Below are 18,344 nucleotides of genomic sequence, written 5' to 3'. Positions count from 1 at the left end.
TGATGAGTGACCGCCTGCTGGTGGTGGACGACGAGGCCACCGTGCGTGAGCTGCTGGCCGCGACGCTGCGGTTCGCCGGCTTCAGCGTGACCACCGCGGCGACCGCCGGGGAGGCGGTCGCCGCGGCCGGGGCCGACCCGCCCGACCTGGTGCTGCTCGACGTGATGCTGCCGGACATGGACGGGTTCGAGGTGGTCCGGCGGCTGCGCGAGCAACGTACCCAGGTGCCCGTGCTCTTCCTCACCGCCCGCGACCGGCAGGCCGACAAGGTGACCGGGCTGTCGCTGGGCGCCGACGACTACGTGACCAAGCCGTTCGACCTGGAGGAGTTGATCGCCCGGATCCGCGCGATCCTGCGCCGCACGGCCGGCCACGGCGGTGACGTGATCACGGTCGGGGAGGTCGCGATGGACACCGAGGGGCACCAGGTGACCCGGGGCGGGCAGCCGGTGCGGCTCTCCGGCACCGAGTTCCGGCTGCTGCGCTACCTGATGGAGAACGCCGGGCGGGTGGTGTCCAAGGCGCAGATCCTCGACCGGGTGTGGCGGTACGACTTCGGCGGGGACGCGAGCATCGTGGACACGTACATCTCCTATCTGCGCCGCAAGGTGGACGCCGAGGAGCCCAAGCACATCCACACCGTGCACGGGGTGGGCTACGTGATGCGGCGGCCGCGGCGGTGACCCGGCTCTCGTTGCGGTCGCGGCTGCTGGCGCTCACCGCGGGGCTGCTGCTGACCGGGCTGGCCGTGTTCGGCACGGTCGTGGTCGACCAACTCGAGAAATATCAGTACGAGCGGATCGACAACCAGCTCAGGTCGTTCTCGACGATCATGTCGGCGGTGACCGCGAACCGGCCGCCCATCCCCGGCGCTCAGGACCGGCCCGACCTGCTCGACCCGGCCCTCGATCTGCTCGGCGCCCCCTACCTGGTGTTTCTCGGAGCGGACGGCCGGGTCGTGAACGGCGTCGTCTCGTCGCGCCTGAGCAGCCTGACCCTGCCTCATCACGACGTCCTGCGCACCGTGCCGACCGACGGGACGACGGTCAACCTGCGCGCGGCCGACGGCTCGGGCCGGTGGCGGGCGGTGGCGCGGCCGGCCGCGGACGGCTCGGGGACGGTCGTCGCGGCGACCCCGCTCACCGAGGCCGACGCCACGCTGAGCCGGTTCCGGACGGCCAGCCTGGTCAGCGGTGGCCTGCTGCTGATCCTGCTGACCGTGGCCGGGTGGTTCGCGCTCGGCCGGGGGCTGCGGCCGCTGCGCCGGATCGAGCACACCGCCGCCGCCATCGCCGGTGGGGACATCACTCAGCGCGTACCCGGAATAGCCTCACCGAAGACCGAGATCGGGCGGCTCGCGGCCTCGCTGAACAGCATGCTGGTGCAGCTCGAGCAGGCGTTCCTCGGTCGGGCGGCGTCCGAGGCGCGGATGCGATGGTTCGTGTCGGACGTCAGCCACGAGCTGCGTACCCCCCTGTTCGTCATCAAGGGGTCGACCGAGCTGTACCGGATGGGCGGGCTGACCGGGCCGGACGCGGTGGCCGAGGCGATGCACGCGATCGACCGCGAGGCCACCCGGCTGAGCGCGCTGACCGAGGACCTGCTGCTGCTGGCCCGGCTCGACGAGCTGCCGGACGCGCAGCTCGATCGGGCGCCGATGGATCTGCGTACGCTCGCCACCGACGCCCGGCACGACCTGCGCGCGCTCGACCCGACCCGGCCGGTGACGCTGACCGGGCCCGGCGGCGAGGAACGGCCCGGCCCGGCGCCGGTGCACGCCGACGAGGCCCGGCTGCGGCAGGTCGTCACCAACCTGGTCGGCAACGCGGCCACGCACACCCCGGCCGGCACCCCGGTCCGCATCGGGGTGGGCACGATGGACGGCCGGGCGGTGCTCGAGGTGGCCGACGACGGTCCCGGCCTGACCGCCGACCAGGCGACCCGCGTGTTCGACCGGTTCTACCGCGCGGACCGCTCCCGCAGCCGGGAGGGCGGCGCGAACTCGGGGCTGGGGCTGGCCATCGCCCAGTCGCTGGCGCACGCCCACGGCGGCGAGATAGAGCTCACCACGGCGGTTGGCAAGGGGGCCGTTTTCCGGATCTCGCTCCCCCGGCTGAGCGGCTAGTCTCCTGTGGACATCGGCACTGCTTGATTCACGGGGGCTCTCGCATGATCCGTCGTAGCTTGGCGGCCGCGTTGTTGATCGTCGGCGCCTGGGCCGCGCCCGCGGAGGCCGCCGCGGCCGGCACCGTCACCGGCACGTACACCACCGACGCGGGCACGCCGATCCGAGGCGCGCAGGTCATCGTCTATTCCGCGACCGACCTCTACCAGGGCGGCGGCACCACCGACGCCAACGGGCGCTACACGGTTCCCAACATCACCGCCGGCTCGATCAAGATCAAATTCAGCGAGCTCCTGCGTACGCAGTACGCGCACCGCCGGCCCGACGCGGCGAGCGCGACGCTGTTCACCGTGCCGGACGGCGGCACCGTGACGGTCGACGAGATCCGCACGCCGGACAGCGCGGTCGAGGGCACCTTCACCACCGCCGACGGCCGGCCGGGCGACGACGTGCTGGTGGGGGCCTATTCGACCACCAACCGGCTGCTGAAGAGCGTGTTGACCGGGCCGGACGGCCGCTACCGGATCGACCCGGTGCCGGCCGGACCGGTCAAGCTGCTCTTCGACCGCAACAACGTCGAGCAGTGGGCCCACCAGGCCACCGACTTCGCGTCGGCGACCACCTTCGACGCGCCGGTCAACGGGACCCTGGTGGTCGACGAGACCCAGATCCCGACCGGCACCATCCGCGGGGTGATCTCCGGGCTGACCGACGACCTCTACGTCACGGCCTACCGGGTCGGCGGCGGCTACGTCGAGGCCGACGTCACGGCCGACGGGCACTACTCGATCAGCGCGCCCGCCGGGCAGTACCGCGTCTCCGTCGACACCGAGATCACCGGCACCCAGTACGTGCCGCAGAAGACCAAGCTCGACGACGGCGCCGTCTTCACCCTCGCGACCGGGCAGACCCTCGACGTCGACGAGACGGTGCTGGCCCTCGGCTCGGTCGGCGGCGTGCTGAAGGGCGGGAACGACAAGCGGGTCCAGCTGTGGCGGGGCGATCAGGTGGTCGCGACCGGGTACGCCTACGAGGACGGCGAATACCTCTTCCGCGGCGTCCAGCCCGGCGACTACCTGGTGTCCTGGCGGAACAGCGCGGGCACCGAGACCTACCTCCCCGGCACGCTGCACCGGGACGAGGCCGAGGTGATCACGATCCGGGCGTACCGGAAGACCACGGCCTCGACCCGGGACGTCGCGGGCGCCCGGCTGCACGGCCGGCTCACGCTGCCGGACGGCACTCCCGCGCCGGGCGTGTCCGTGCGCGCCGCCTCGGTGCCGCCCGGCTACTCGTACGGCGCGACCACCACCGGCGACGGCACCTGGACGATCGACAACATCCGGCCGGAGAACTACGTCGTGTCCTTCGCCACCGGTGGCAACACCCAATGGGCGTACGGCCAGGCCACCGCGGCCGACGCCGAGGTCTTCCCGCTCGCGTCCGGCCGGGACACCGCCGTCGACGACACCTGGCGGACCGGCAGCACGCTGCGGGTGACCGCGGTCGACGCGGTGACCGGCGACCCGGCGGCGAGCTTCTGCGCGACCTTCGAGGACCGGCCCGGGCGCCACTGCACCGACACCGAGACGCTGATCGTTCCCGGCCTCGCCGCCGGCGCCGACACGCTCTCGGTGACCCCGACCAACAAGAGCGACTATCTGCCGGGTACGCCGGTCCCGGTCACCATCGGCTCCGGCGACACCGCGGTGACCGTGCCGCTCGACCAGGGCGGGCGGGTCGGCGTGCAGATCGCCGAGCGGGCCGGCGGCGCGCCCGCGTGGGACTTCTGCGCGGTGCTCGTGGCGCCCGGCGACGGCACCCCCGACCTCGGCTCCCACAACAACTGCACCCACAAGAACGGCAAGATCACCACGTACGCCGTGCCGGCCGGCACGTACCAGGTGTTCGTCCACTCGACCCGCACCTCGCGGCTGGGCGCCCAGTGGGTCGGCGCGGCCGGCGGCACCGGCGACCAGAAGGAAGCCGTGAAGATCAAGGTCAAGACCGGGAAGACGACCCGGCTGCCCCAGGTGCTGCTCGACCCGGGCCAGCCGATCAGCGGCACGGTCCGCGACGCGGCCGGCGCTCCGGTCGCGGGCGTCAACGTCAGCCGCGGGGCGTGGCCGCTGGGCACCGCGCCGCCGTACCCGCAGACCGACGCCAACGGCCGGTACACGATGTCCGGCTTCGGGCCGTACGAATGGCCGCTGCTCTTCACCCCGAAGGACGGGACGCCGCCCCGGCAGTGGTCGGGCGGCACCGGCAACCGCTTCCAGGCCGCCACCGTCGTCCCCGGCGGCGTCTTCGACTACACGCTGGCCGCGGGCAGCCGGCTGACCGGCACGGTGACCACCGACCGGCCGTTCACCAGCGGGCAGATCACGGCGGTCAACACGGCCACCGGCGACATCCTCGCGGTGGCCGGCTTCACCAGCGCGAACCGGGCGTACGACCTGCCGATCGTCGGCGGTGGCTCGGTCCTGCTCCGCTGGTCGATCGACGGCGCGTCCGGCTCGTGGCCCGACCCGGTGAGCGTCCCCAAGTCCGGCACCAAGACCGTCGACCTCACGATCCCCGGGAGCTGAGCCGATGTTCCGCCGCGTTCTCGCCGCCGCCGCGGCCGGCCTGCTGGCCGTCGCCGGATGGGCCGCCCCCTCGCACGCCGCCTCCCCCTACGGCACCGTCGTCGGCACCTACACCGCCGCCGACGGCACGCCGATCGTCAACTCGCACATCGTCGTCGAATCGAACACCGACCGGATCGTCGGCTGGGGCAACACCGACGCCGCCGGCCACTACTCGATCGACCTGTTCACCTGGGCCGAGTCCGTCCGGCTGTCGTTCGACCACTGCTTCATGAAGCAGTGGGCCCACCAGAAGACCACCGCGGCCGAGGCGACGCTGTTCCCGATCGCGAGCGGTGTCACCGTGACGGTCGACGAGACCGAACTCCCGGTCGGCACGATCGTCGGGGCCTACACCTCGTTCACCGGCGAGCCGATCGCCGGCGCCCAGGTGTACGCGTACTCCTTGGACAACCGCGTCCTGGCCAGCGGCTACACCGGTCCCGACGGGCGGTACCGCGTCTCGCCGACGCCGTTCGGTCCGGTCAAGCTGCAGTACACCGACCACGGCGTGGCGCAGTGGGCACACCAGAAGCCCGACTTCGCGTCGGCCGAGACGATCCAGGTGACCGGCCAGGAGCCGGTGGTCGTCGACGAGACCCAGATCGAGCTCGGCACCATCGAGGGCGAGGTCACGCTGCCGTCCGGCGCCCCCGCCGAAGACTTCTACATCTACGCGGCCCAGGTCGGCGGCTCCACCCTCTCGGTCGGCGGGATCCTCGAGGACGACGGGCGTTACCGGATCAACGTGCCGGCCGGCCGGTGGCGGGTCGCCCTCGACCACGACGCCGTCGGCACCCAGTACGTCCCGCAGAAGCCCAAGGCGGCCGACGCGACGATCTTCACCGTCGCCGCCGGCCAGGTGATCGAGGTCGACGAGACCCTGCGGCCGCTCGGCGGCATCACCGGCGAGCTCGAGCGGGCCAACGGCAGCCCGGTCGCCGAGGAAGAACTGCACCTGTGGAAGGACGGCGTCGAGGTCCGCGGGAAAGACTCCGACGAGGCGGGCGGCTATCTCTTCAGCGCCCTCGAGCCCGGCGGGTACCAGCTGTCCTGGGACAACTTCGACGGCACCCAGACGTACGTGCCCGGCACGCTGCACCGCGACCAGGCCGACACCATCGTCGTGCGGCCGGGCGAGGTGACCGTGGCCGACACCCGGTACGCCGGGCCCGCCACCGTGCGCGGCCGGTTGACCACACCGGACGGGGCGCCGCTGTCCAAGATCTTCGTGGAGATCAAGGCGGTGGCCGGCGGGTACTCGTACGCCGAGGTCACCGACAGCAACGGCGAATGGACGGCCGACGGCATCACGCCGGAGGAGTACCGCATCTCGTTCCGCAACACCGACGCCAAGCTGACCCAGACCGCTCCCGGGACGTACCACCTGGCCGCGAACACCACCACGACGGTCGACGAGACCTGGACGCTCGGGAACACGCTGCGGATCACCGCGCCGGCCGGCTTCTGCGCGACGGTGAACACCTGGACCGGCTACTGCACCGACGGCGACACCCTGTCGATCGTCGGCGTACCCACCGGTCCCGCCACCGTCGTCGTCCACCCCGACAACGGCAGCAACTACCTGCAGAGCGACCGGATCCCGGTGACCGTGGCCGACGGCGGCATCACCCCGCTGACCGTGTCCTCACTGGAGGAGGGCGGCCGGATCTCGGTCACCATCGTCGACCGGATCAACGGCGCCGGGCAGAAGCAGTGGTGCCTCGTGCTCGCCGTCCCCGGCGAGGGCTTCCCGTCGATGGAGTCGGACATCGGGTGCACGCACAAAACCGGCAAGTTCACGACGTACGCCATGCGGCCCGGCACCTTCCAGCTGTTCGTCTACTCGACCAACTCCCTCGGCCTGGGCGCCCAGTGGGTGGGCGAGAACGGCGGCTCCGGCAGCCAGAAGGACGCGGTCAAGATCAAGGTGAAGGTCGGCAAGGTGACCCGGCCGCCCACGATCCTGCTCGACCGGGGCGGCACCGTGGCCGGCACGGTCCGCGACGCCGCCGGCGCGCCGATGGCGAAGGTCAACGTCAGCCCCGACGCCTGGTCGCTGGCCGGAACGCCGCCGTCCAGCGAGTCGTTCACCAGCGGCAGCTACCGGATCTACCTCGACCTGGGCCCGTACGACTGGCCGCTGTTCCTCACCCCGAAGGACGGCGCCGCACCCCGCCAGCTCCTCGGCAACGGAGGCAACCGCTTCCAGGCGCCGACGGTGAAGGTGCAGCCCGACCGGGTCACCACCTACGACCCGGTGCTGATCACGGGCAGCCGCCTCACCGGCACGGTCACCACATCCCGTTCCTTCACCACGGGCCGCGTCACGGCGGTCAACGCGGCCACCGGCGACGACCTGGCCACCGCAACCTTCACCAGCGAGAACCGCACCTACGACATGCCGATCATCGGCCCCGGCCCGGTCCTGCTCCGCTGGTCGCTCACCGGCCCCGCCGCATCCGGCTCCTGGCCCGACAAGGTGAACGTCCCCAAGTCCGGCACGAAGACCGTCGACCTCACGATCACCGAGAGCTGAACCCGCGGAGGGCCTGGCGGTGTCGACCCGTTCGACCAACCCCGCCGGGCCCGTTCCGTCTCAAGTGGGGGATCCACGCAATCCAGACCCACAGCAGGCCGAAACCCTCACGGCGCCCCGACTATCGGGGACCGGCCGCCCGGGGGTTGACCTCAAGCTTGATTGAGGTTGCAGTCTGCGGGGATGGCTGACGGAATCCTCGACGAGGCGCTCGAACGCCTCCGTGACACCGGCCCCGAGCGCAACGGCTGGCTGTCCAACCACGCCCCGATGGCGGCCGAGGCGCTGGCCCGCCGCGGGCACGCCGCCCAGGTGCACCGGTGGCTGGACGGCTACGACCACCTCCTGGAAGAGCGGCCCCGCGGGATCAGCCCGATCCCGCGCGACCAGTGGCGCGACCCGCTGGGCGATCCCGTGCGGACCGGCGACTGGCTAACGTTCTTCGAGCGCGAGCTGACCGCCGCGCCCTGGCGGGAGGTGCTCGCGGTGTGGTGGCCGCGGCTGCTGCCCGGGATCGCGGCCGGCGCCACCCACGGCGTGATCCGGGTGGGGCACGCGGTCCGGGCTCTGCTCGACGTCGAGACCCCGCCTCGGGTCATGGAGCTGGCGCACGGGCTCGCCTATTGGGCGGCGCGCTGGCAGCCGCTGGCCCTTCCCGCGGCCGGGCCCTACCGGGCGTCGGACCCGAGGGCGGCCCTGGATGCGGTGCCGCGTGTGCCGGACCAGCGCTTCGGCATCCGCCACCGGCTCGCCCAACTGGCGGCGCTCGACTCCTGGCCCGCCGTTCCCGACTCCTGGCCCGTCGTCCCCGGCTCTTCGCCTGCCGTTCCAGGCTCCTCGCCCGCCGTTCCAGGCTCCTCGCCCGCCGTCCCCGGCTCCTCGCCCGCCGTTCCAGGCTCCTCGCCCGCCAACCCGGGTTCCTGGCCCGCCGCTGCCAGCCACGTGCCGGCCGCTCCCGGGTCCTGGCAAGCCGAACCCGGCGCGCGCGAGCGCGAAGCCGACAAAACGATCTTGAAGATCGCGGCGGCCACCGCCACCTCCCCCACCCCTGTGGGTGGGCGGGAAAGTAGCACGGCGGGCGGACATTTTGGCGGGGTCGTCCACAGGGCTGCGGCGGGCGGCGTCATCCACAGGCAGGGCGCCTATGAGGCGGTGGCGGTTCTCGATCGGCTCGGCGGGATTGTTGACGCGGCGGTGGCACGGCAGTTCACGCATGGCTATGGCGCGCCGGTCATGCTGGTGCACGCGGCCACGGCGCCGGCTGCTGTGTTGCGGGTGCTGCCCGCGTTGCCGGCTCGGCTCTGGGGGCCGAGCCTCGACGCGGCTTGGGCGGCTGCGGCGGCGGTGAGTGCTGCTTACTCCCCGGCCGAGCCTCGGCCGGTGGAGAGCGTTGACGGTGACCCGATGGAGGCGGCGGCGGCCACCTCCGATCCGCACGCCATCAAGTTCGCCGACGCCGCGCTCGATTCGCTGGCCCGCACCGGCGATGCCGGCATCCGCGGCCGGACCGTCGCGGCTGTCACGCTCATCGCCGCCGATTGATCAGACAGCACGAGGAAAGGTGCGAGCACTGGGTCCGGGGTGGGGGTCCGTGCCGTGGAAATGCGCCGGCGAGTTCGGCGGCGGGCCATGGTCACCACCCCGGCGAATGGCTTGCCTGCGCGGAGTTGGCCGGGCGGCGGGACTTGACCGCCTCGCCGACGGAGTGGGCTTGACGACGCGGGCTCGGCGCCTTGACCGGCGGAATGGGCTGCCGTCGAGATCCCGGATCAGTTGCGGGCAACGTCAACCCGATCAGCGGACGCATGTGAATCGTGTCGACGGGATCCGGGTTCTGCGTCATGGTGAGCGGATGAGCGGTGGGCACGGGTCGGCGGCCGAGGAGCGGGTCTGGGCCCGGATGCCGGAAGGGACGCGGCGGGCGCTGGCGGAGCTGTCCGGAACTGAGCTGCGGACGCTGCTCCTGGGCGCGGCGCGTGACCGGGCTGCGGACGTGACGCCGGCGGAGCTGATGCGCCGGTGGAGGGACGACCGGTTCGTGCGGCCGGCCGCGGTCGATCCTCGGCGGCTGGCTGTTGTGGAGGCTCGGATCTGGCAGTTGCTGCCACCGGAGGTTGACGGCGTTGAGTTGTCGCCGGTCGTGCCGTTGGGTACCTGCTCGGCCGTTGGCCCGGTCAGCCAGAACCGGGTTGTCACGACGATGCGGGGTACCGAGGTTCTCAGCGACGCCACCAACGCGCTGGCCGTCGAGGCGGCCGGCCGGCGTCGGCGGCAACCGGCCGGCGGGTCGGTGCACCTGGCCGCTTGTCAGCGGCACCTGCGGGCTCAGGACTTCGGGGAAGGGCGGCCCGCGCATTTTCGGCTGTTCGCCCTGGTGTCCAGTGCTCGTGACGCGGGATCGGGGACGACCCAGGCGCGGCTGCTCGCCCTGCACCTCGGCTTCTGGCAGAAGGTCCTCGCAGCGCTCCTGCCGGATGGGAACCCTCGGGTGCACGTCTCCGCGATGGAGGGCCGGGGCCGGGCCCCCACCGGCGAGATGCCGATCGTCGAGGAGCCGGGACGTGGACGGGGCGGCGGTTACTACACCGAGGCGGCGCTGCGGATCACCGCTGGTGACGGCGAGCGGGAGGTCGAGTTGGGCGACGGCGGGTTCACGACATGGACCAGCCGGCTGATGAACGACGCCAAGGAACGGTGCCTTGTCTCGTGCCTGGCCACAGAAAGGGTGATCACGCAGGACGACCCGGCGGGTCGGCAGGGAGGGTGACCGGCGACGGCGCGGGGGTGTGGTGGCCTGCAGGTTCGGTGGGCGTACCCGAGAATGATCTTGATCTGAAGAGGCCGGGCCTGGAAACGCGGCCGAACACGCTTCATCTTGATGGTAACGGTTGTCAGTTGCAAGCGCGGGGGGAGCAAAAACGGAAAAGGTAGGCGGCGGGTCTTGCCAGCGACGGATCCAGTGCAAAGGATGGCGCCATGACCGCGAAAACCGTGCTGAAGAACGTTGTCGCCGGGGCTGCCGTTGAGCCGGCCGATGGGCGGTACGTCGACCTGATCGATCCGGCCACGGGCGAGGTGTTCGCGTCGGCGCCGGTTTCGGGGGCGGTGGACGTCGACCGGGCCATGGATGCCGCGGCCACGGCGTTCGAGACGTGGCGGGACACCACGCCGGGCGAGCGGCAGCGGGCGCTGCTCCGGTTCGCCGACGCGATCGAGGCCAGGGCCGGCGAGCTGGTGGCGGCCGAGTCGCGGAACACCGGCAAGCCGCTCGGGCTGACCGCGAGCGAGGAGCTGCCGCCGGCGATCGACCAGATCCGGTTCTTCGCGGGCGCGGCGCGGCTGCTCGAAGGGCGGTCGGCGGGGCAGTACATGCAGGGCTTCGAGTCGTACGTGCGGCGGGAGCCGGTCGGGGTCTGCGCGCAGGTGACGCCGTGGAACTACCCGCTGATGATGGCGGTGTGGAAGATCGCGCCGGCCATCGCGGCGGGGAACACCGTGGTGCTCAAGCCGTCGGACACCACGCCGGTCACGTCGCTGATGCTGGCCGAGATCGCGGCCGAGTTCTTCCCGGCCGGCGTGCTCAACGTGATCACCGGCGACCGGGACACCGGGCGGGCGCTGGTCAGCCACCCGACCCCGCAGATGGTGTCGATCACCGGGTCGGTGCGCGCGGGCATGGAGGTCGCCGAGGCGGCGAGCAGGGATCTCAAGCGCACCCACCTGGAGCTCGGCGGCAAGGCGCCGGTGGTGGTCTTCGACGACGCCGACGTGGCGAAGGCGGCGGCCGCGATCGCCGAGGCGGGCTACTTCAACGCGGGGCAGGACTGCACGGCGGCGACGCGGGTGCTGGCCGGGCCGCGGGTGTACGACGACTTCGCCGCCGCCCTGGCCGAGCAGGCCAAGGGTACGAAGACCGGCGCGGCCGACGACGAGGATGTGCTCTACGGCCCCCTGAACAACGCGCGGCAGCTCGAACGCGTCACCGGCTTCGTGGACCGGCTGCCCGACCACGCCGAGCTGGCCGCGGGTGGATCACGGCAGGGTGAGCGCGGCTATTTCTATACGCCGACCGTCATCACGAATCTGCGGCAGCAGGACGAGATCATCCAGGACGAGGTGTTCGGGCCGGTCATCACCGTGCAGCGGTTCACCGACGAGGACGAGGCGGTGCGCTGGGCCAACGGCGTGCAGTACGGGCTGGCCTCGTCGGTGTGGACCGCCGACCACGGGCGGGCGATGCGGATGACCCGGCGGCTCGACTTCGGCTGCGTGTGGGTGAACTGCCACATCCCGCTGGTCGCCGAGATGCCGCACGGCGGGTTCAAGCATTCCGGGCACGGCAAGGACCTTTCGGTGTACGGCCTGGAGGACTACACCCGGGTCAAGCACGTCATGCACCACGTCGGGGAGTGAGCGTGACGTCGTCCGAACTTCAGCGGCGCCGGTCCTCGGCCGTCGCCCGCGGTGTCAGCTCGGTCATCTCGTCCTACGTCGACAGCGCGTCCGGCGCCGGGATCCGGGACGTGGACGGCAACACCTGGCTCGACTTCGCGTCGGGCATCGCGGTGACGTCGGTCGGCAACGCGGCGCCGCGGGTGGTGGCGGCCGTCCAGCAGCAGGCGGAACGGTTCACCCACACCTGCTTCATGGTCGCGCCGTACGAGTCGTACGTGGCCGTCTGTGAGCAGCTGATCGAGCTGACCCCGGGTGGCTTCGACAAGCGGGCGGCCCTGTTCAACTCGGGCGCCGAGGCGGTCGAGAACGCCGTCAAGATCGCCCGCCACGCGACCGGACGGCCGGCGGTCGTGGTGTTCGACCACGCCTACCACGGGCGGACGAACCTCACGATGGCGCTGACCGCGAAGGTGATGCCGTACAAGCACCGGATGGGCCCGTTCGCGCCGGAGGTCTACCGCGCGCCGATGTCCTACCCGCTGCGCGACGGTGGCCTGGACGGTGTTTCGGCTGCGAGAAAAGCCATCGACGTGATCGAGAAGCAGGTCGGCGGGCCCAACGTCGCCGCGGTGCTGATCGAGCCGATCCAGGGTGAGGGTGGCTTCGTCGAGCCCGCGCCCGGCTTCCTGCCCGCGCTGGCCGAGTGGGCGCGCGCAGCGGGCGCGGTGTTCATCGCCGACGAGATCCAGACCGGTTTCTGCCGTACGGGCGACTGGTTCGCCGCCGAGCACGAGGGCCTGGAACCGGATCTGGTGACGACGGCCAAGGGCATGGGCGGCGGCCTGCCGATCGCCGGGGTGGTCGGCCGGGCCGAGATCATGGACGCCGTGCACGCGGGCGGGCTGGGCGGCACGTACGGCGGCAACCCGATCGCCTGCGCGGCCGCGCTCGCCGCCGTCGAGACCATGCGCGAGCTCGACCTCAACGCGGCCGCCCGGCGCATCGGCGAGACCATGCTCCACCGGCTGGGCAAAATCACCGAAGGCGAGGTTCGCGGCCGGGGCGCGATGATCGCCGTCGAGTTGGTGCGGCCGGGCGGCAACGAACCCGATCCGGCACGCGCGGCCGCCGCCGCGAAGGCCTGCCACGAGGCCGGGCTGCTGGTGCTGACCTGCGGCACCTACGGCAACGTGCTGCGCTTCCTGCCGCCGCTGGTGATCAGCGACGACGACCTGGCCCGAGGTTTGGACATCGTGGAGCGGGCACTCCTCCCGTCGTGACCGAACCGTTCCGGATCGCGGCCGACCCCGCGGAGATGGCCGACCTGCGGGCCCGGCTGCGGGCCACCCGCTGGCCCGACGACGCCGACGACGACCTCCGGGAGCTCGTCGCCTACTGGGCCGACAAGTTCGTGATGCCGGAGGACCGGCTCCCCCGCTTCCGCCACCGGGGCGTCGCGTTCCTGCACGCGCGGGGCCGGACGCCGGCGTTCCCGCTCATCCTGTGCCATGGCTGGCCCGACTCGTCGTGGCGCTACGAGAAGGTGCTGCCGCTGCTGAGCGCCGACTTCGACGTGGTCGTGCCGGACATGCCGGGCTTCGGGCACTCGGCCGGCCCGGCGGTCGACTCGATCGCGGTGGCCGACCGGTGGGCCGAGCTGATGACCACCCTCGGCTATCCGCGGTTCGGGGTGGCCGGCGGCGACATCGGCAGCTCGGTCGCCCGCTTCCTCGCCCTGAACCACGCCGGCCGGGTGGTCGCCGTGCACCGCATGGAAGCGAGCATGCCGGTCGACACCGGGGCGGACTACACCCCGGAGGAACGGGCCTACCTGGCCACGGCGGCGGACTGGAAGGCGCGCGAGGGCGCGTACGCCGAGATGCACCGCACCAAGCCGCTGACCGCCGCGGTCGGGCTGACCGACTCGCCGGCCGGGCTGGCCGCGTGGATCGTCGAGAAGCTGCGCTCGTGGAGCGACCCGCACGGCGGCGGCTTCACCCGGGACGAGATCTGCGAGCTGCTCACCCGCTACTGGCTGACCGGGACGATCGGCTCGTCGATGCGGATGTACGCGGCCAACGCGGCCATCCCGGTCGAGCAGCACGCGCGCCGGGTCGAGGTGCCCTCCGGCTTCGCCCTGTTCCCCGGCGACACGCTGCACCCGCCGCGCGCCTGGCTCGAACGGCTCGCGAACGTCGTCCGGGTCACCGAGATGGAACGCGGTGGCCACTTCGCGCCGGTCGAGGAGCCCGAGTTGTACGCCGGTGAGCTGCGCGACTTCTTCCAGCCGTACCGGTCACTGCTCGCGTAGGCCCCACGGGGTGCCGTACTCGATGAGCTTGTCGAGGAACGGCACCGCGTCGAAGGCCTCGGGGCCGAGGACGCCGGCGCCGTGCCAGACACCGGCCTGGAGCAGTTCCAGCGCGATGATCGGGTTGACCGCGGTCTGCCAGACGACGGCCTGCGATCCGTACGCCGCCATCGACCACTCGTTGTCGACCAGGTGGTAGAGGTAGACCGAGCGGGGCCGCCCGTCCTGGCCGAGGCCGGTGACCAGCGTCCCCGCGCACGTCGAGCCGGTCATGAGCGAACCCAGGGTGGCCGGGTCGGGCAGCACGGCGGCCACCACGTCACGGGGCGACACCCGCACGCCGCCGACGGTCACCGGCTGGGTGCGGTCCAGGCCGAGCTTGCGCAGGGTCTTCAGGACGTCGATGAACTCCTTGCCCAGGCCGTACTTGAAGGTGACCTTGCCCGCGTCGACCCAGCGCGGGATGAGCAGGACCTCCTCGTGCTCGACGTGCACGCACTCGACCGGGCCGATGCCGCCCGGGAAGTCGAAGGTCTCCGGCTCGCTCAGCGGCTCGGTGGTGTACCAGCCGCGGTCCTTCTCCCAGATCACCGGCGGGTTGAGGCACTCCTCGATGGTGGTCCAGACCGAGAACGAGGGCGCGAAGTCGTACCCCTCGACGACCAGGTTGCCGCCGTCCCGGACGCCGATCTCGTCGATCCGCGAGAACAGGTGGTCGGCCGCGTACCGGGCGAACACATCGGACAGGCCGGGCTCGACGCCGATGCCGACCAGGGCCAGCCGGCCCGCCGCCTCCCACTCGCCGGCCTGGGCGAACTGCTCGTCGCCGAGCATCACGCCGGGCCGGGAGAGCGACATGGCCATGTCCAGGTAGTCGGTGCCGGCGGCCAGGGCGCCCTCGAAGATCGGCATGACGAAGCGGGGGTCCACGGCGTTCAGCACGTGGGTGATCTCGTGCTCACGACACAGCGCCGTGACCGCGGCGGCGTCCGAGGCGTCGATCTGCGCCGCGACAAATCGGGCGTCCAGCGAAGCGACGGCCGCGGCCGAGCGCCGCAAGTCGTAGTCAGCCACCACAAAACCGGAGAAGAAGTCGCGCCGTGCGGCGATGCCGGCCGCCGCCGACCCCACACCGCCGGCGCCAATCTGAAGTATCCGCATGTCGCCCCAACCGAAACCGTGTGATCGGAGCGTTCCCGCCACGGAAACACTTGTCAAGGCCTCAGATTCTTGCGATAAACGTATGTACATCCGCCACCGCAACGGATTCAATGGGGTGACAAGTAACCGACCACGGATTCCATTGCCAGGCTTGGTGACCGAGGGCACAATCGCGGCGTGACCGACCTGGCGCTGGACGACATCAACAAGCAGATCATCGAGCACCTGCAGCGTGACGGACGGATGTCGTACGCCGCGCTCGCCAAGACCATCGGGTTGTCCGAAGCCGCGGTACGCCAACGCGTGCAACGACTCCTCGACGGCGGTCTGATGCAGATCGTCGCGGTCACCGACCCCCTGACGCTCGGGTTCGCCCGGCAGGCCATGGTCGGCGTCAAGGTGATCGGCGACCTCCGGGTGGTGGCCGACAAGCTGGCCGAGATCCCCGAGGTCGACTACGTGGTGATCTGCGCCGGCGGCTACGACCTGCTCGTCGAGCTGGTCTGCACCGACGACGAGCACCTCCTGGACCTGCTGAACGAGAAGGTCCGGGGCGTCGAGGGCGTCGCCGGCACCGAGACGTTCATGTACCTGAAGCTGGCCAAACAGACGTACGCGTGGGGAACGAGATGACGCAGGACCACCTCTGGATGCACTTCACCCGCCTGTCGGCCGGCGAGGCGCCGGTCATCGTGCGGGGCAACGGTCCGTACATCTACGACCAGAACGGCAAGCGCTACCTGGACGGGCTCTCCGGCCTGTTCGTCGTGCAGGCCGGGCACGGCCGCACCGAGCTGGCCGAGGCCGCCGCCAAGCAGGCTGCCGAGCTCGCCTTCTTCCCGCTCTGGTCGTACGCCCACCCGGCCGCGATCGAGCTGTCGGAACGACTCGCCACGCTGGCCCCCGGCGACCTGAACCGGGTCTTCTTCACCACCGGCGGCTCGGAGGCCGTGGAGAGCGCCTGGAAGCTGGCCCGCAGCTACTTCAAGCAGGCCGGCAAGCCGATGAAGACCAAGGCGATCTCGCGGATGGTGGCCTACCACGGCACCACGATGGGCGCGCTGTCGATCACCGGCCTGCCCGCGCTCAAGCAGCAGTTCGAGCCGCTGGTCCCGTCCACGTTCCGGGTGCCGAACACCAACTTCTACCGCCGGCCCGACGAGAACCTGACGCCCGAGCAGTTCGGCATCTGGGCCGCCGACCGCATCGCCGAGGCCATCGAGTTCGAGGGCCCCGACACGGTCGCCTGCGTCTACCTCGAGCCGGTGCAGAACTCCGGCGGCTGCTTCCCGCCCCCGCCCGGCTACTTCCAGCGGGTCCGCGAGATCTGCGACCGGTACGACGTGCTGCTCATCTCCGACGAGGTGATCTGCGCGTTCGGCCGGCTGGGCGAATACTTCGGGGCCGACCGGTACGGCTACCAGCCCGACATCATCACCTGCGCCAAGGGCATGACCTCCGGGTACGTGCCGCTGGGCGCCATGATCGCCTCGGAGCGCCTGGTCGAGCCGTTCCTCAAGGGCGACGCCACGTTCGCACACGGCATCACGTTCGGCGGGCACCCGGTCGGCGCCGCCGTGGCCCTGGCCAACCTCGACATCTTCGAGCGGGAACAGCTCAATGCCCACGTACGGGAGAACACCGGCCTGTTCCGGTCGTACCTCGACCGTCTGCTCGATCTTCCGATCGTCGGCGATGTCCGCGGCGACGGCTACTTCTTCGGCATCGAGCTGGTCAAGGACAAGGCGACCAAGGAGACGTTCAACGCCGAGGAGTCCGACCGGCTGCTGCGCGGCTTCCTGTCGCAGGCGCTGTTCGAGGCCGGGCTGTACTGCCGCGCCGACGACCGCGGCGACCCGGTGGTGCAGCTCGCGCCGCCGCTGATCTGCGAGGAGCAGCACTTCGCCGAGATCGAGCAGATCCTGCGTACGGTGCTGAGCGAGGCGTGGACCCGGATCTGAGCCCGTCGTTCTGGCTGGCGTCGCTGTCCCGGGAGGCGCGCCGGCCGCTCGACGGTGACACCACGGCCGATGTGGCCGTCTGCGGTGGCGGCTACACCGGGCTCTGGACGGCGTACTACCTGGCCTCGCTCGACCCCTCGCTGCGGATCGTGGTGCTGGAGGCCAGCTACTGCGGCTTCGGCGCGTCCGGCCGCAACGGCGGCTGGTGCTCCGGCCTCTTCCCGGTCGTCATGCCGGGCATGTCGCCGGCGCTGGAGGACGCGGTCGACGAGGTGGGCCGGGTGGCCGCCGCCGAGGAGATCGACTGCCACTACGCCAAGGGCGGAACCATCTCTCTGGTACGCACACCGGCCCAGCTCCGGCGCGCGGTCTCCACGCCGGGCTTCGTGGACGCCGACGCCGCCCGTGACATCTGCGGCGCCACCGGCGTGCTGGGCGGCGTCTACAGCCCGCACTGCGCCGCGTTGCACCCGGCGCGTCTCGTGCGAGGGCTGGCCGGCGCCGCTTCTCGTCGCGGGGTGGTCATCCACGAGGGGACGCGGGTGCTGCGCACCTCCCCCGGTCGCGTGGTGACCGACCGCGGAACCGTCAACGCGCCCGTCGTGGTGCACGCCCTGGAGGCGTGGCGGACCACGCTGCCCGGCTATCGGCGCACGGTCGCGCCGGTCTACTCCCTGATGATCGCCACCGAGCCGATGCCCGCCGCCGACTGGGAACGGATCGGGCTGCGGCGGCGCGAGACCTTCACCGACGAGCGGCGCCTGGTCATCTACGGCCAGTGGACCGCCGACGACCGGCTGGCCTTCGGCGGCCGCGGGGCGCCGTACCACTTCGGCTCGCGCATCCGCCCCGGCTACGACCGGGTGCCACGGGTCTTCGAAGGCCTGTCCCGCACCCTGACCGAGCTTTTCGACATCACGCCCCGGATCACCCACCGGTGGGGCGGGCCCCTGGGCATCCCCCGCGACTGGACCCCGTCCGTCGGCCTGCGCGACGACGGCCTGGCCTGGGGCGGCGGCTACGTCGGCGACGGCGTGGCCGCGGCGAACCTCGCCGGGCGTACCCTCGCCGATCTGATCCTCTCGCGGACGACCGACCGCACCGCGCTGCCGTGGGTGAACCACCGGTCGCGGCCCTGGGAACCGGAGCCGGCGCGGTGGCTCGGCATCAACGCCGCCCTGCGAGCGACGATGGTGCTGGACCGCTGGGACCGCTAGCCGCCCGG

Annotated in this window: 12 protein-coding genes and 1 pseudogene; 12 read left to right on the top strand and 1 reads right to left on the bottom strand. The window is 71.7% G+C overall.

The window, feature by feature from the left end:
* Window positions 1-2: 2 nt before the first annotated feature.
* The 9 genes and pseudogenes from AB0M54_RS21240 (at window position 3) to AB0M54_RS21200 (ending at window position 13,997) form a co-directional block, all read left to right on the top strand.
* The gene (locus tag AB0M54_RS21240) at window positions 3-683 is read left to right on the top strand and encodes a response regulator transcription factor (RefSeq protein WP_364325696.1); all 681 of its coding nucleotides are present in this window, start codon (window positions 3-5) and stop codon (window positions 681-683) included.
* A complete protein-coding gene (locus tag AB0M54_RS21235) occupies window positions 680-2,125 on the top strand; it encodes a HAMP domain-containing sensor histidine kinase (protein WP_364473217.1) in 1,446 nt (481 codons plus the stop codon). The genes AB0M54_RS21240 and AB0M54_RS21235 overlap by 4 nt, the downstream gene beginning before the upstream one ends.
* A gap of 44 nt (window positions 2,126-2,169) precedes the next feature.
* Entirely contained in the window at window positions 2,170-4,713 is a 2,544-nt protein-coding gene (locus tag AB0M54_RS21230; RefSeq protein ID WP_364473215.1) for a carboxypeptidase-like regulatory domain-containing protein, read from the top strand.
* 4 nt (window positions 4,714-4,717) lie between these two features.
* Window positions 4,718-7,291, top strand: a complete 2,574-nt coding sequence (locus AB0M54_RS21225; RefSeq protein WP_364473213.1) for a hypothetical protein — start codon at window positions 4,718-4,720, stop codon at window positions 7,289-7,291.
* A 183-nt stretch (window positions 7,292-7,474) separates the two neighbouring features.
* A pseudogene (locus tag AB0M54_RS21220) lies at window positions 7,475-8,053 on the top strand (questin oxidase family protein); the annotation flags it as partial.
* A gap of 1,090 nt (window positions 8,054-9,143) precedes the next feature.
* On the top strand, window positions 9,144-10,058 hold the full coding sequence (locus tag AB0M54_RS21215; RefSeq protein WP_364473211.1) for a hypothetical protein: 915 nt from the start codon (window positions 9,144-9,146) through the stop codon (window positions 10,056-10,058).
* A 209-nt stretch (window positions 10,059-10,267) separates the two neighbouring features.
* Window positions 10,268-11,704, top strand: a complete 1,437-nt coding sequence (locus AB0M54_RS21210; protein ID WP_364325713.1) for a gamma-aminobutyraldehyde dehydrogenase — start codon at window positions 10,268-10,270, stop codon at window positions 11,702-11,704.
* A gap of 2 nt (window positions 11,705-11,706) precedes the next feature.
* Complete coding sequence (gabT, locus tag AB0M54_RS21205; RefSeq protein ID WP_364325716.1) at window positions 11,707-12,966, top strand: 4-aminobutyrate--2-oxoglutarate transaminase; 1,260 nt, start codon at window positions 11,707-11,709, stop codon at window positions 12,964-12,966.
* On the top strand, window positions 12,963-13,997 hold the full coding sequence (locus tag AB0M54_RS21200) for an epoxide hydrolase family protein (protein ID WP_364473209.1): 1,035 nt from the start codon (window positions 12,963-12,965) through the stop codon (window positions 13,995-13,997). Before gabT ends, AB0M54_RS21200 begins: the two co-directional genes overlap by 4 nt.
* Here the strand turns inward: AB0M54_RS21200 and AB0M54_RS21195 are convergent.
* A complete protein-coding gene (locus AB0M54_RS21195) occupies window positions 13,983-15,158 on the bottom strand; it encodes a saccharopine dehydrogenase C-terminal domain-containing protein (RefSeq protein WP_364325720.1) in 1,176 nt (391 codons plus the stop codon). The two genes, AB0M54_RS21200 and AB0M54_RS21195, sit on opposite strands and share 15 nt — an antisense overlap.
* A gap of 177 nt (window positions 15,159-15,335) precedes the next feature.
* Between AB0M54_RS21195 and AB0M54_RS21190 the strand changes: the two genes are divergently transcribed.
* The 3 genes from AB0M54_RS21190 to AB0M54_RS21180 are packed head-to-tail and all read left to right on the top strand — an operon-like array spanning window position 15,336 to window position 18,336.
* Entirely contained in the window at window positions 15,336-15,791 is a 456-nt protein-coding gene (locus AB0M54_RS21190) for an Lrp/AsnC family transcriptional regulator (RefSeq protein ID WP_364325723.1), read from the top strand.
* The gene (locus tag AB0M54_RS21185) at window positions 15,788-17,119 is read left to right on the top strand and encodes an aspartate aminotransferase family protein (RefSeq protein WP_364325726.1); all 1,332 of its coding nucleotides are present in this window, start codon (window positions 15,788-15,790) and stop codon (window positions 17,117-17,119) included. Before AB0M54_RS21190 ends, AB0M54_RS21185 begins: the two co-directional genes overlap by 4 nt.
* Complete coding sequence (locus AB0M54_RS21180; RefSeq protein ID WP_364473207.1) at window positions 17,104-18,336, top strand: FAD-dependent oxidoreductase; 1,233 nt, start codon at window positions 17,104-17,106, stop codon at window positions 18,334-18,336. Before AB0M54_RS21185 ends, AB0M54_RS21180 begins: the two co-directional genes overlap by 16 nt.
* Window positions 18,337-18,344: the final 8 nt, after the last annotated feature.

Origin of the sequence: Actinoplanes sp. NPDC051470, assembly GCF_040682035.1 — a bacterium.
In the GTDB taxonomy this organism is placed as follows: Bacteria; Actinomycetota; Actinomycetes; order Mycobacteriales; family Micromonosporaceae; genus Actinoplanes.
Note: the sequence above shows the minus strand (reverse complement) of the source record. Positions and strands in the feature narration are given on the sequence as shown.

Excerpts from the sequence above, each read along its gene's own strand:
- AB0M54_RS21240 (WP_364325696.1), top strand. The coding sequence starts at position 3 with ATGAGTGACCGCCTGCTGGTGGTGGACGACGAGGCCACCGTGCGTGAG.
- AB0M54_RS21230 (WP_364473215.1), top strand. The coding sequence starts at position 2,170 with ATGATCCGTCGTAGCTTGGCGGCCGCGTTGTTGATCGTCGGCGCCTGG.
- AB0M54_RS21225 (WP_364473213.1), top strand. The coding sequence starts at position 4,718 with ATGTTCCGCCGCGTTCTCGCCGCCGCCGCGGCCGGCCTGCTGGCCGTC.
- AB0M54_RS21215 (WP_364473211.1), top strand. The coding sequence starts at position 9,144 with ATGAGCGGTGGGCACGGGTCGGCGGCCGAGGAGCGGGTCTGGGCCCGG.
- AB0M54_RS21210 (WP_364325713.1), top strand. The coding sequence starts at position 10,268 with ATGACCGCGAAAACCGTGCTGAAGAACGTTGTCGCCGGGGCTGCCGTT.
- AB0M54_RS21195 (WP_364325720.1), bottom strand. The coding sequence starts at position 15,158 with ATGCGGATACTTCAGATTGGCGCCGGCGGTGTGGGGTCGGCGGCGGCC.
- AB0M54_RS21185 (WP_364325726.1), top strand. The coding sequence starts at position 15,788 with ATGACGCAGGACCACCTCTGGATGCACTTCACCCGCCTGTCGGCCGGC.